This is a genomic window from Terriglobales bacterium (assembly GCA_035487355.1).
Classification (GTDB): domain Bacteria; phylum Acidobacteriota; class Terriglobia; order Terriglobales; family Acidobacteriaceae; genus QIAW01.
This window is the reverse complement of the sequence record DATHMF010000115.1, coordinates 82,594-97,627: the sequence shown is the minus strand read 5'-3', so window position 1 is coordinate 97,627 and position 15,034 is coordinate 82,594. Positions and strand designations below refer to the sequence as shown.

At 57.6% G+C, this 15,034-nt stretch carries 5 protein-coding genes; all 5 read right to left on the bottom strand.

Translation table 11 applies throughout. The features are described 5' to 3' along the window. Nucleotides 1-12: 12 nt before the first annotated feature. The 5 genes from VK738_21205 to VK738_21185 all read right to left on the bottom strand — a co-directional run bounded on the left by VK738_21205 (nt 13) and on the right by VK738_21185 (nt 14,879). Nucleotides 13-3,270, bottom strand: coding sequence for a malectin domain-containing carbohydrate-binding protein (locus VK738_21205; GenBank protein ID HTD25181.1), 3,258 nt, complete (start codon nt 3,268-3,270; stop codon nt 13-15). Between the two features lie 31 nt (nt 3,271-3,301). After that, nucleotides 3,302-7,087: a malectin domain-containing carbohydrate-binding protein gene (locus VK738_21200; GenBank protein HTD25180.1), complete on the bottom strand. Its 3,786-nt coding sequence runs from the start codon at nt 7,085-7,087 to the stop codon at nt 3,302-3,304. Nucleotides 7,088-7,246: 159 nt separating this feature from the next. Next, complete coding sequence (locus tag VK738_21195) at nt 7,247-8,590, bottom strand: malectin domain-containing carbohydrate-binding protein (GenBank protein ID HTD25179.1); 1,344 nt, start codon at nt 8,588-8,590, stop codon at nt 7,247-7,249. A 231-nt stretch (nt 8,591-8,821) separates the two neighbouring features. Beyond that, the gene (locus VK738_21190) at nt 8,822-11,665 is read right to left on the bottom strand and encodes a glycoside hydrolase family 3 C-terminal domain-containing protein (protein ID HTD25178.1); all 2,844 of its coding nucleotides are present in this window, start codon (nt 11,663-11,665) and stop codon (nt 8,822-8,824) included. Nucleotides 11,666-11,807: 142 nt separating this feature from the next. After that, nucleotides 11,808-14,879 carry a malectin domain-containing carbohydrate-binding protein gene (locus VK738_21185; protein ID HTD25177.1) on the bottom strand — a complete coding sequence of 1,024 codons (3,072 nt, stop codon included), beginning with the start codon at nt 14,877-14,879 and terminating at the stop codon, nt 11,808-11,810. Between the last annotated feature and the right edge of the window lie 155 nt (nt 14,880-15,034).

Sequence of the window (15,034 nt, the reverse complement as noted above, 5' to 3'; positions counted from 1 at the left end):
TGGTTGCCACTGCTACTGAATCTCGATCCCGCTGACAAGCGATTGGTTAACTACCGAGGTGAACGTGATCACGTACTGCCCGCTGGAATTCGCGTTCTCGGTGAACTGCTCGATCACCGCCTTGTTCTTGGCGCCCGCGGCGGCAACGATATCGAAGTTCGTCAATACCTGCGTCCCGTTGATGCTCACGTTAAATGTCCTGGAACCGGCGGTTGAAAAGAAGGTCTCGGCAAAGTGCAACCGCACGGTGTGACTTGATCCCGCAGTGAAGCCCGGAAGTGTGTAGGTGAAGTTCCCCACACGCGCGGTTTGGTAGACCGCCATGGGCGCTGGGTTCGTCACCCCGCTCAGATCAATGGTGTTGGCGTGATTGATGGTGCCGCCTCCGGCGAAGTCCTGATCGGCGAGAAATGGGCTCACTGCCGGGCCACCGGCATTGATGCAGAAACACTGCAATATGATCGTGGTTGCGCTGGCTTGATTCGATGGTCCGGATGTGCCCGCCGAGTCGGTGGCTTCTACTAGATAGAAATACGTCGTCGAAGCGGCCAGCCCGGTATCGGAGAAGGCGGTACCCGTCACTCCGCTGGCGACCTGGTTGCTGCTTGACGGTGTGAAGCCCGAAGTCGTGCTGCGGAACACGTTGTAGGTGACCGTGCATCCTGACGCCGTACTTGCAGTCCAGCTCAAGTTGATCTGGCTCCCGGAAACTGCCGTCGCCCCCAGCCCGCTGGGCGCGGTGGGCACTGTTGTGCAAGAGGCAAGCGTGGTTGCGCTGGCCTGATTGGATGCCGCCGATGTGCCCGCTGAATCGGTGGCTTCTACTAAATAGAAGTACGGCGTCGAAGCCGCCAGCCCAGTATCAGAAAAGGACGTGCCCATGATTCCGCTGGCGATCTGGTTGCTGCTTGACGGCGTGAAGCCCGATGTCGTGCTGCGGAACACGTTGTAGGTCGGCGTGCAGTTCGACGTGCTGGCGGTCCAGCTCAGGTTGATCTGGCTGCTGGAAACCGCCATCGCGGTCAGACCGCTGGGCGCTGTGGGTATGTTGCAAACAGCACCCGTCGTGATTTCGATCCCGCTTACCAGCGAATTGTTGACTACCGAGGTGAACTGAATCACGTACTGGCCGCTGGAGTTCGCAGCTTCACCATTGAACTGCTCGATGACGGCCTTGTTTTTGGCGCCCGCAGCCGCAACGATATCGAAGTTCGTCAGCACCTGTGTCCCGTTGATGCTCACATTGAAGACCCGGGAACCAGTCGTCGAGAAGAAGGTCTCAGCAAAGTGCAGCCGCACCGTCTGGCTCGATCCGGGACTAAATCCCGGAATGGTGTAGGTGAAATTGCCTGTGCGCCCCGTCTGGTAAACCGCCATCGGCGGGGGGTTAGTCACTCCGCTCAGGTCAATGGTGTTGGCGTGGTTGATGGTGCCGCCGCCCGCAAAGTCTTCATCGGCTACAAACGGACTCACCGCCGGCCCGCCGGAGTTGATCTGAATGGTTGGAGTAACGCAGGCCTGGGTTGTCGCACTGGCCTGGTTGGCTGGCGCGGAGGTGCCGCCCACGTTGGCGGCTTCCACTAGATAGAAGTAGGTGGTATTGCACGATGCCGTCGTATCCGAGAAGGACGTGGTGCTTACCCCGCTCGCGATCTGGTTGCCGCTGGAGGGCGTGAATCCAGAGGTCGTGCTGCGGAAAATGCTGTAAGTAACGCCCGAGGTCGGCGAGGCTGTCCAACTCAGGTTGATCTGGCTGCTGGAAATGGCGCTGGCCGCCAAGTTTGAAGGCGGTTGCGGTGGTGGTGGTGGAGTGCCTTTTCCGGTCAACTCTACGATGGCTGCACTGGCTGCAGGGACAGCGATGCTGAAATCTCCGGAACTCGCTGGCGAGATCGTAGACGCCGTGCCGTTCCAGGTGCCGTCTCCACCGATGGTTGCACCACCAAGCGTAATGCCGGTGGCAACGGTAACGTCGCCGTTCGCTTGCTGCAGAGCCCACATTTTTCCGCCGGTATAAGCTGCCCCAGGATTCAGAGTAACCGTCGCGTTCTTCGCTCCCGTGAAGTGCTCCTTATTGATGAGGGTTACGAACAAGTTTCCCGTTGTGGGATCCAGCAGGCCGTAGGCCGTGATATTGACACTATTCGGATTCGAGCTGACCGTAGTTGTGACGTTTTGCCCCGCGCCCCCGAGACTGAAGGCCTTGATTCCATAGGCAACAGGTCTGGCGGTGTAGCTGCTGCTCAACGTAGTCGGCACGAAGGCGTTATAAACAGACGAAGCGCCTTCGTGAAAATTGAGCCCGCCGGCGTTGCGCTGCTGGGCCCACCAATGCTGGTAGTCAAGCGCCCAAAGCGTAGATGTATAAACGTCGCTCACGCCCGTCTCGCCCTGGCTGACCAGGCTATTGGTCTCCTCGAGCCGCCAGGTTTCTCCTGCGGCTACGGCGAAACTTGGAAAGTTGTTGTAGTACTGGGTGTAGTTGTTCGCGCCTCCGACCAGTCTGCTGGGGTCCAATATATAGTTGATGTCGCCGGTAATCGTGCCTGTCCGTGCACCCGGGTAATAGTGTCCGCAGACCAATTGAATCGTTGGGTCCCCCTTGTACTCGGTCGCGAATGACTCGGCCCAGGGCTGGCCGCCGCCATTGGTCACTGCCGGAGCACAGAACGTCGCGGTGGGAGCAACGTTCAAGACTGCACTCCTATAAGCCTTGAAATCGGTGTCGTATGTGCTGTAACTGTCGATGTAGACGTTCGGCTCGTTGCCCACCTGAAAGCACTTGGTCAACCCAGCGTAGTGCTTCATGATGTAACCAGCTTCTACAGCGGCTGCGTTCGGATCGTAAACCTTCAATCGCAACGTGAAGAGCACATTGACGCCGGCGGCCTGGGCAAAGGCGTACAGGCTGTCGGCGTTGGGGCATTTATTGGCCGCCGCGCAGGTTGCATCGATTGGGAGCTGGCCGTTGTTATCGGCGACATTGTCGGCGCTGTTGCCGCCCATGCGCAGGCTTTTGATGCCAAGGCTCTTGAACATTCCGATGAGAGCGGTGTTATTCCCGCTGAATAGGTAGTTCCCGCTGCTGTCGGGAAAGGCCAGGAGCATTTCGACGCTGAAGCCCTCGAAGTCAGGGGAGACCGTCTGTCCGGGGGTGGTTTGGTCAACCGTCACTCCAACGGGAGATTGGGTCCAAGCAGTTCCCGGCACACAAAATAACGCCAGGACCAGAAACAGAGTGATCGCGCCGATTTTTTTGTGTTCCAGCATTGCATGCCTCCTGGATTCAATCGCTCGATTGCTACTGGACCTCGATCCCGCTCACCAGTGAGTTGTTGACCACGGTCGTGAACGTGATCACGTACTGGCCGCTGGCATTTGCATTCGCAGTGAACGGTTTGATCACTGCCTTGTTCTTGGCGCCGGCGGCCGCAACAATATCGAAGTTGGTCAGCACCTGCGTGCCGTTGATGCTCACGTTAAACGTCCGCGAACCAGCGGCGGTGAAGTAAGTCTCGGCAAAGTGCAGGCGCACGGTATGGCTCGATCCGGCGGCAAAACCCGGAATCGTGTAGGTAAAATTCCCAATGCGCGCGCTTTGGTAAACGGCCATCGGCGCCGGGTTCGTCACCCCGCTCAGGTCAATGGTGTTGGCGTGATTGATGGTGCCGCTGGCGGAGAAGAACTCATCGGCCACGAAGGGGCTTACCGCGAGACCGCCACAATTGATCTGGACAACTCCCGTTCCGGCTTGCGTGGTTGCACTCGTCTGATTGGAAGCTGCTGATGTACCGCCCGCGTTCGTGGCTTCCACTACGTAGTAATAGGTTGTCGAAGCCGCCAGCCCCGTATCCGAGAACGAAGTACTGCTCACGTTGCTCGCAATCTGGTTGCTGCTCGAAGGCGTGAAGCCTGACGTCAAGCTGCGAAAGACGTTGTAGTTCACCGCGCAAGATGACGTGCTTGCCGTCCAGCTCAAATTGATCTGACTGCTGGATGCTGCTGTGGCGCTCAATCCAGTTGGGGCCGACGGCGCAGTGCAAGAACCACCGCCGCTGATGATTTCAATGGCGCTGGATTTGGCGTTGTCCTTGACAGTGACATACTGAATCACGATCTGGCCGCTGCTGTTGGCGGTAGCCGTGAACTGCTCGACGATTGCCTTATTCGCCGCTCCCGCAGCCGCAATGATGTCGAAGTTAGTGAGCACCTGGTTCTGGTTGATCAGAACGTTGAAGACGCGCTGCCCCACCATCGTCCAGTAGAATTCGGCGAAGTGCAGCCGCACCGTGTAGGAAGCCCCGGCATTGAGGCCGGGAATGGTGTAGGTGAAGTTGCCGAAGCGCTCGGTCTGATAGACCGCCATCGGCGCCGGATTGATTACAGCGGATGTGTCTATTGTGTTGCCGGTGCCGCTGGCCCCCCCTCCCACAAAATCTTCGTCGGCCACGAACGGACTTACCGCCGGACCGCCGGAGTTGATCTGGATGCTGCCGCCGCCTGTCCCAGCTTGTGTGGTTGCGCTGGTTTGGTTCGAGGCTGCTGATGTCCCGCCCGAGTTGGTGGCTTCCACTAAATAGAAGTACGTCGTCGAAGCCGTCAGACCGATGTCCGAGTAAGTCGTGGCGGATACTCCGCTCGCAATCTGGTTGCCGCTCGAGGGCGTGAAGCCCGAGGTAGTGCTGCGGAACACGTTATAACTGGGCGTGCAGGATGAAGTGCTCGCGGTCCAACTCAGGTTGATCTGGCTGCTGGAAATTGCGGTGGCGCCCAGTGCGCTCGGAGCTGTGGGCGCGCTGCAACCGCCGCTGCTGATAATTTCGATACCGCTGGACTTGGCGTTGTCCTTGACGGTTACATACTGGATCACAAACTGGCCGCTGGGATTTGCATTCGCATTAAACTGCTCAACGATCGCTTTATTCTTGGCCCCAGCCGCGGCAATAATGTCGAAGTTGGTCAGCACCTGCGTTCCGTTGATCAAAACGTTGAACACGCGCTGCCCCGCCGTGCTCCAGAAAAAATCAGCGAAGTGCAACCGCACGGTGTAAGGAGCTCCGGGATTGAAACCCGGAATGGTGTAAGTGAAGTTGCCGAATCGTTCGCTCTGGTAAACCGCCTGGGGCGCAGGGTTGGTAACCGCCGAGCTGTCAATAATGTTCGCCGAGATGGAGGCGCCACCACCATTGAAATCAGTATCGGCGATGAAGCTGCCCGCCGCGCTTCCCCCGGAGTTGATGGCAAACGCTGCCAAGCCGGTTGGTGTGGTTGCGCTGCCCTGGTTCGAAGGCGCGGAAGCGCCCGCCAAAGTGGTTGCTTCCACCAGGTAGTAGTAGGTGGTAGAGGCTACAACCGTGGGGTCTGAGTAAGTCGTAGCGAAAATCGCACTCGCAATCTGGTTATTGATAGAGGGCGTAAACCCTGGCGTTGTGCTGCGGAAAACGCTGTAGCTGACCGGGCAGTTCGACGTGCCAGCCATCCAGCTCAAGTTGATCTGACTGCTGGAAGCTGCGGTCGCACTTAACCCAGTTGGGATCGTAGGCACAGTGCAATTGGTAGGCAACACAGCGTAGACGCAAAGTTGCCCGCTACCGGCGTCGGCTGTGCCAAAGCTCGGGAGATACACTTTTCCGTTGGCGATTGTGGAGTAGCCATTCTTGGCGAAATTATTGCAGCTATCGCGGCCAGCGTTCTGCTGGTTGTTATAAAGCTCAGTGGCGATATTGTTGGCGTTAAATGCCCGGAGAACACCAGGGATCGTGCCGTGATTGGCGTCGCCGCTGAGGACAGCGTTGGCCCACACGATCCCGTTGGTGTTGCCGTTGGCCGAAAGCGAGAGATAGGCGCCGGGTTCTCCGCCGATAAAATCGGAGCTCGTCTGAAAATTGGGCGTGTTCAAAGTGTTGCCGTTGAACTGAAACGCCTTCAAGTTGTCACTTTGGGCCCACATGTAGACTTCGGGTCCGTTCACGGCGCTGTTCCAATAGATAGCGCTGCCATGAAGGGCTCCACCGAGCGTGATCGTCTGCACGGCGCTCGCGTCGCCCAGATGCCCAAGGTTGGTGGCGTTGATCACATATCCCGTGGCGGATTTGCCGACCATGATCAGCCGGTTCCCCGGCGGCACCAGCAGCGGGCCTGAGGTATCGAGGTCTAGATCGCCTCCATCCAGGTTCGCGTGATTTGCAGCGGTAAACCAGTCGGCAAGCGTGAGGTTCGGGTTGAGCTTGATGAAGCTCTCGCTAAAGTTCGAAACTCCGTCCCAGGTGCCGTTACTGGTTCCGAAATAAATGTTGCCCGCCGAGTCGACCGCCGGGCCTTGCCCTGACATCCACAGGCTATCCTGGCTGCCCGTAGGCGACGTGTTAAAAACCGCCACCGGCGCCAGAGTCGAAGCGTTGTAAGCAAACAGGAATCCGTGATATGCCCCCATGTCGCAGTGGGAGCTGAAGGGAACCAGAACGTTGCCATTGCTTAGCGCTAAACCCGCGCGCTGGTTCTGGACCAAAGCGCTAAAAGCCGTGTTGGTAATCTGCACCGGGCTTCCGGCCTTGTCCGCCCCGGTGCTAATACTGAGCGCGTGCAGCATGAAGGAAAAAGCGCCGCCGCTGTTGAGGGAGTTTACGACGTAAAGCGTTCCCGCAACGGGATCAATCACCGGCGTGCCGATGATCCCGGCGTTGCCGTTGATATCCACGCAGCCGGCGCCGTAGTCGGTGTTGGCTATCGGGGTTCCCAGATTGACATGCCAGTACTGAGTCCCGCTATCGGCGTCGAAGGCATAGACGCTGTTGCTCGTGGTAACGATATAGACCACGTTGTGCGTGCCGCCGCCGATGCTGACACCCGATACGATCAGCGGTTGCGCGTAAACCTGGTTATCTACCGGGGCCTTGAACAGCAACCCGAACTGATTCACGTTCACGTTCGCCGGCGTCAGTGCAGTTTCATTGAGGTTCTGCCCGGTCCGCGCCAGATCGTTGTGCTGAGTGGTAACGTTGACTTGAGCAAATGCGGAGACACTGCCAAGCAGCAACACGGCTGCGAGACCGAAAAAACACAGCCAGGCCCATCTTCCCTTCGACATTACAGCGCTCATTGCATTTCCTTTTCTTGCGGCTCTTTCAGAGGCAGGTTCTGGTTTCACAAACCCTGGACCTGCTTAACTGAGTTAAGTCTTATAGCTATGAACACCACTGCTTTGGGTGGGGCAATCTTGATGGACTGCCCCACTTACTCACATGAGTTACTGAACCTCAATCCCGCTTACCAGGGAGTTGTTGACCACCGAGGTAAACGTGATCACGTAACCGCCGGTGGAGCTCGCGTTTTCCGTGAACTGTTCAATCACGGCTTTGTTCTTGGCGCCCGCGGCCGCAAAAATATCGAAGTTCGTCAATACTTGCGTGCCGTTGATGCTCACGTTGAAGGTTCGGGAACCCGCTGCCGAGAAGTAGGTTTCGGCAAAGTGCAGCCGCACCGTGTGGCTCGATCCCGCAGTAAAACCTGGAATCGTGTAAGAGAAGTTCCCGCTGCGCGCCGTCTGGTAGACCGCCATAGGCGCCGGGTTGGTCACTCCACTTAAATCGATCGTGTTCGCATGAGTGATGGTGCCGCCGCCGGCGAAGTCCTCGTCAGCCACGAACGGGCTCACTGCCGGCCCGCCGGAGTTGATCTGGACGCTGCCCGTCGTCGGGCAGGTGCTCGTTGTAGCGCTGGCCTGGCTCGAAGCTATCGAAGCGCCCGCGGAATCAACTGCCTCTGCTGCGTAGTGATAAGTGGTGGCACACACCCCCGTCATATCGTCATAGGACGTGGTGGTCACTCCGCTTGCAATCTGGTTGCTGCCCGATGGTGTGAACCCCGCGGTCGTGCTTCGGAACACGTTGTAGAAGCCAACCGTGCAGCCTGAGGGCGCGGTGCTGGCTGTCCAGTTCAGGTTGATCTGGCTGGTAGAAACTGCCGCCGCACTCAGCCCGCTGGGCGCGCTGGGTGCACTACTGCAACTGGGAGGGGTTCCGCCCGCCGTTATGTCCAGGACATCAACCCGGGAAACACCATCTCCCGCCACGTTGAACATCTGAACGGTATTCGTGCCGGCCTTCAGGGGAATCACAATACTCGCGTATTCAAAGGTCTCGAAATTGCCGGTGATGGGGAACTGCATGTCGTTGGTAATGACGACGCCGTTCACCATGATTCCCTCCGGTCGCACTGTGATCCCGGGGAAGAGTCCGGAGGCATAGGCATAACGGACACCCAGCGTATAGTTGCCGGTCGTTGGCACCACCACGTTGAAGAACGTCGCCGTCGCCATGGCCGCGTAGGCCATATCTACGTTAATCTGGGTGGGAGAAATCGAGTTCGAGGAGTGAAAATACGAGGGGAACCAGGCGCTCAACTGTTCGAAGCAATCGAAATTCTCGATCAGGGCATCTTTCATGTAATACCGGCTTCCTCCCGGTATGGCTACCCCGGCGACCTGGCCGTTACCGCGCGAGGTCGGGGGACCCGGAGGACAAGCTCCCCCAAACGCAGTCCCGACTCCAACAGACAACAGGATCAGCAAAAGACAAAATGCTTTTTTCATGCGAACTCCCTTCAGTGTTCACGAGCAAGAAGTCTTTGCAGACCCCTTGCAGTTTCAATGAATCGTAGTTTTGATCTTGCAATTGAATTTCGCGCTGGCTGGGAAAATCCTTGGATATTCCCCACGTGCGCTCGTCATTAATTGCTGCTCCGCTTTGCCTCCATTCCGTTCATCACCTTGGTGAACCGCTTCTTTGTGTTGTTTTGCGAACTGCTCGATCACACTTCCGCATCAGTTGACTGCAATTTGGCCCTGCAACCGGACGTCACGCGAGGACGCCCCCACCATGATCTGGTATGTGCCCGGGGCGACTTTCCACCCATGACTGTTCGCATCCCAGTAAGCAAACGAGCGCATATCCAGAAGCAAATGGACATGGCCCGTCTGCCCCGGCTGCAGAGAAATTCTCTGGAACCCCTTCAACCACTTGGGCGGCTCGGGCACGGCGACCGAAGGCATTCCGACGTAGATTTGTCCTACTTCTGCCCCAGCGACCGAACCGGAGTTGGTGATATCGAAGTCCACCGCCACGATTTGGTTCGGATTGCTGCTGAAAGAAGTTATAGCGGGCGTTATAGCAAGATTTTGAAAAGAGAACGTGGTGTAGGAGAGCCCGAAGCCAAATGGGAACAGCGGCTGCAGGTTGTTCGCATCATAGTAGCGATAACCCATTTTTACGCCTTCCGAATAGGTCTCAACGTTGTTGATGCCGGGATATTGCGAGGGCGTGTTCGCCGCAATTTGCGTATCACTCGCCGGGAAGGTGATGGGAAGTTTTCCCGAAGGATTGAAATCGCCAAAGAGGACCGCAGCTACAGCGTTACCATCTTCCGATCCCGGGTACCAGGCTTCCAGAATCGCAGGAACACTGTTTACCCACGGCATCAGAACGGGTGATCCACTCTTGATGACCACAATGGTCTTGGGCTGCGCCGCCACCACCTGTTCGATCAAAGAGTCGTCGGTGCCGGGCAACGCCAGGGTCGTCAGGTCGGTCCCCTCACTCTCGTCGACGCCAACCATCACGATGGCAACGTCGGAGCTTGCAGCCAGAGAAACCGCGCTGGAGATGTTGCTTCCGTCATTGAGGGTGACGGTCACACCAGACCCGACGCGGCTCTGAAGGCCCGCTTGCGGGTAAATGGAGTAAATTGGATTGACAGTTGCGCTGCCGCCACCGCCGGTCTTGGGATGCGTGGCGAAGGGGCCGATCAGGGCAATCGAATGCAGTTGTGATGCTTTCAACGGCAAAATTGCGCCCGCATTTTTCAGCAGCACCATGCCCTCTTCGGAGACGGGGCGCTCGGCGGCGCCATCCTGTTGCGCCATGGGAGAAGGAATGAAGCAGTTGGTAGGATCGGGACATTGATTCACGGGCGGGGTATCCCATATACCGAAGTCCATCATGGTCGCAAAGCGTCGCACCAGAATGTTATCCACGGTGGAGACTGCCACCTGCCCGTTCTGAAGCGCGGTTTGCATTGCCGACCCGTAAAAGATCGGTTGCGGCATCTCGACGTCCAATCCGGCATTGGCAGAACCTACCGTGCTATGCGTGGCCCCGAAGTCAGAGGTCACGAACCCGGTGAATCCCCAGTCTCCTCGCAGGATCTGGTGCAAAAGGACATCGTTTTCGCAGTTGAAGAAGCCGTTCACCTTGTTATAGGCGCACATGAATGCACCCACGTGGCCTTGCGTGACCGATGCTTCGAAGTGCGGCAGATAGACTTCGCGCAGTGTGCGCTCGTCAATCACCACGTTGACTGAGCCACGATTGGTTTCCTGGTTGTTGGCGGCGTAGTGCTTGGATTCGGCAATGATTCCGTTGCTCTGCACACCCTGAATGTCGCTGACGACAATTTGACTCGCCAGGTAGGGATCTTCGCCGTAGGCTTCAAACGTGCGTCCATTGAATGGAACGCGCGCCATGTTAATGTCCGGGCCTTCGACCAGGCCATTGCCGAAGAATTTGCACTCCTTCCCGACCAGAGTTCCGTAGGTATAGGCTGCGCTGGGGTCCCAGGTTGCGGCCAGGGATATGGGCGCCGAAAAAGCAACGGCCCTTCCGCCGTGTCCAGGGCCTGCACCCGCTGCGCCGGCAGGACCGTTGGTCAAATTCAGGTCAGGAATACCTTCGCTGGGTATGCCCACCACGACCCGATAGTGAGTGGAATCAAATGTGCCGTGAAGCTGGGAAACTTTGTCGGTCAGCGACATCTTACTCACGATTCCCTGCGCCCTGGCCACATTGCCGGTGCCGCTATTCACATTCAGTGTCACTGTGGTTGTGTGGGTCAGACTGCCACTTGTTCCCGTAATGGTAACGACCGACGAACCGCTTGGCGTTGAACTTGATGTAGAAATGGTCAGCGTTGAAGATCCGGGCGCGCCGATGGAAGCTGGATTAAAGCTGGCAGTCGCGCTGGTTGACAGTCCGCTGGCGCTCAGGCTGATCGTCCCGCTAAAGCTGCCACTCGCGGTGGAAGTAATGGAAATGGTGGTACTGGCGCCGGCATTCACGGTCGCGCTGGTTGGGCTCGCCGTCAGTGAAAAATCAGGGGGAGGACTTCCCTGCCCTAGGACCTCGATTCCGCTCACCAGTGATTTGTCTTTTACCGCGGTGAACTGCAGCACATATTGGCCGCTGGAATTTGCATTTAACGTGAACTGCTTGATCACGGCTTTGTTCTTGGCTCCCGCGGCGGCGAAGATATCGAAATTGGTCAATACCTGCGTGCTGTTGATGGTCACGTTGAAGATTCGGCTCCCCGCCGTACTCCAATAGGTTTCGGCAAAGTGCAGCCGCACGGTGTTGCTGGCACCAGCCGTGAAGCCAGGAATCGTATAACTGAAACTTCCAATGCGCGCTGTCTGATAGACCGCCATGGGAGCCGGGTTGGTGACCCCACTCAGGTCAATGGTGTTGGCGTGGTTGATAGTAGTGCCGCCGCTGAAGTCCTGGTCGGCAACAAACGGTGCCACCGCGGGTCCGCCCGCGTTAATCTGTACCTGTGCGCCCGCAGGAAGCGCGAACAACATCAAAGCGATTGCCAACAGCAACAGCGAGGTTCTCATCTTCACCAATCCTTACTCCTTTGAGTTCATTTACACGCATTGCTACTTCTCACGTGTGGACGCAAACTAGCGACGACCTGACTTGCCGATGGGGAGATCCTAGGATCTCCCCATCTTCAGGTTTTCTCTTGCTGGCTTGCTGTTACTGGATTTCGATCCCGCTCACGAGGGAGTTGTCTGTCACCGGCGTGAACTTGATCACATACTGGCCGCTGGCATTTGCGTTCCCCGTGAACTGCTCGATCACGGCCTTGTTCTTGGCACCCGCGGTCGCGAAGATATCGAAATTCGTCAATACCGTCGTCCCGTTGATGCTCACGTTGAAGACCCGCTTCCCGGCGGCTGACCAGTAGATCTCGGCAAAATGCAGCCGCACCGTATGGCTCGATCCAGCGGTAAAGCCGGGAATCGTGTAAGTGAAGCTCGCAATGCGTGCGGTTTGATACACGGCCATGGGCGCCGGGTTCGTCACCCCGCTCAGATCGATGGTGTTAGCGTGGTTGATGGTGCCGCCACCGGCGAAGAACTCGTCGGCGACGAATGGACTCACCGCTGGTCCGCCGCAGTTGATCTGAACAAGAGTTGTCGGACAGGTTTGTGTGGTTGCGCTCGCCTGGTTGGACGGCGTGGAGGTGCCGCTCGAGTTGGCTGCTTCTACCAAGTAGAAGTACGCGGTGTTGCACGTCAACCCTGTATTCGAGAAGGAAGTACTCGTCACGCCATTTGCAATCTGGTTGCTGCTCGAAGGTGTGAAGCCCGACGTCGTGCTGCGGAAGACATCGTAGGTAACGCCGGAGGTCGGCGATGCCGTCCAACTCAAGTTGATCGCGGAGCTGGAAGTCGCAGTCGCCGTCAGGTTCGAGGGTGGTTGTATTTGTGGGCAGGTTTGCGTAGTTGCGGTCGCCTGGTTGGACGCCGCTGATGTGCCCGCCGAGTTCGCCGCTTCCACCAGATAGAAGTACGCGGTGTTGCACGTCAACCCCGAATCCGGGAAGGATGTGCTGCTCACCCCGCTCGCGATCTGGTTGCTGCTCGAGGGCGTAAACCCTGATGTCGTGCTGCGGAAGACATCGTAGGTAACGCCGGAGGTCGGCGACGCCGTCCAATTTAAGCTGATCGCGGAGCTGGAAGTCGCAGCCGCCGTCAGGTTCGAAGGCGGTTGCGGCGGCGTGGCGGTGACGACCAGCGTCACGCCGGCAGAGTGCGACAAGCTGCCGCTCGTGCCCGTGATAGTGAGCGTGTAGGTTCCTGCCGGAGTCGAGCTGCTGGTTGTAACCGTCAGCGCGGAAGAGCCCGAACCGCTGACTGAGGTTGGGTTGAAGCTGCCGCTCGCACCGGAGGGCAAACCGCTGATGCCTAACCCCACGGTTCCGGTAAACCCATTCTTGGCAGCGACTGCAACCGTGTAGCTGGTGTTGCTTCCCGCGGCCACGGTCTGCGAACCTGGAGTAGCCGAGATGGTGAAGTCCGGGGTGGTAGCTGGGATGACCTCGATACCCCTGAGGCTGGGATTTGTGTGTGGCGCCCCGTTCGTCCCGAGGGTAAAAGCGATTGTGAGCTTGCCACTGCTGTCTGCCGTCACATTAAATTGCTGAATGTTGGCTATGAACTCTCCGCCGGCAGCGGCAAAGAGGTCAAAGTTCGATAGCACTGTCGTGCCATTGATGGCAACGTTAAAGGCCCGCTGGCCGGCCGCAGTAACCGCGGTCTCGGCAAAGTGAAGACGTACGGTGTAACTGGCGCCGGGTGTCAGGTTGGGAATGGTATAGGTGGTCGGTCCCCAACGCTCAGTGCGGTAGACACCCTGCGGAGCAGGGTTGACGACCTTGGAAACATCAATCACGTCGGGATACGCATTCGAGGCCCCGAGGTTATAGCCGATGTCTTGCACAAAGTTATCTGTTCCCACCAGGCCGCCGGAATTGATGGCAATCGCCTGGACATTCGTCCCTGTCGTGGGCAGTGTGACACTGGCCTCATTGGAGAGAGGGGATTCGCCCGACTCCTGGCCTGTTGCTGTAACCACGTAGTGGTAGGTCGTACCCGGAGTCAGCAGAACGTCGGTAAAGCTGGTTCCATGAACACCGGTGGAGATCATGTGGGTCATGTCGGTATTCGAGATGTTGTGCGCTGTACCCGCCGTGGTGCTGCGAAAGATGTTGTAGGTAATACCAGGATCGCTGGCTGCGGTCGCGCTGGCGCCCCAACTCAACTGCACCTGGCTATTGGAAATCGCCGTCGCGGTCAAAGCTGTAACGCTCGCCGGCGCGGGCGTCTGGTAAACATGAACGTAGTCAATATTCATGAACTGCGGCACGACCGTGCCCGCGCCCGGAGGTCCGACGAATCCGCCGCCCACCGCCACATCGTAGATGACAAAGAAGGGATGGCCAAAGAAATCCCACTGGCCGAGCGTTGATGCGCCGTTGCTGGGATTCGTGCCGACGCCCATGACTTCGCCGGGCGTATAACTGGCATAGATGTTGGTCGGATCATCAACATAGAACTGGACCAAAAAAGGCGACCAAATCAGGCCGTACTTATGAAATCCATTGGGGAGAGGCGTTGCGGAATTGAAGTGCGCCCCCAAGCCGGTGTTCGCATAGCCGATGCCATGGATGGTTCCCTTAATCTGGGTCGGCTTGGCGCCGTTGTTCTCCATGATGTCAATTTCGCCGCAGCCCGGCCAGGTGACGCCGTTGTCGCCCAGCATCCAGAAGGCAGGCCAGATGGCCTGGCTGGTAGGAATTTGAATGCTCGATTCGACTCTGCCGTATTGAAAGTCAAAGCCACGACCGCCGTTGAGCTGCGACTTGAAGCGGGCAGAGAAATAGGTACTGCCTGACAAGTAAGTCTTGATGACCAGATGGCCGTTGCCGTCGAGATAAGACGTGGTGCCATCGTCAATCATGTCTTCGATCTCGCCGGTGCCAAAGACGCCCTGGCCGGTATTGAAAGTCCAAAACTGGTTGTTGCTGCTGGTGGGCGTAAAAACCCCGGCCGCGCCGTTGAACTCATCAGCAAAGACCGGCGTTCCCCAATTCTGTACCTGTGCGTTGGCCAGCGGCGCCAGAAGTAATAGCACGGCCATCATGAACAGCAAAGATAGACCCGCACCTGAAATAGACTGCAGTCTCATTCGCACGGAGCGATCGGTACGAAACTCTTTTGAGCTTAAGCTTTCCGATTCCTGTAACAGCGACAGCTTCCTCATCGTTGATTCTCCTTTTATAGAAACTTTCGAATAGCCCTCTCTCTATCGTTTCCGCAAATCCGCGCCAAAGTCGGCCCGAGTAGTTCGGCGTAAATCTACTCGGGCCGTTTTGGTCACTGCTAGCCTTCCCCCAAGTCGTGTCCGTTTAAGGGGTC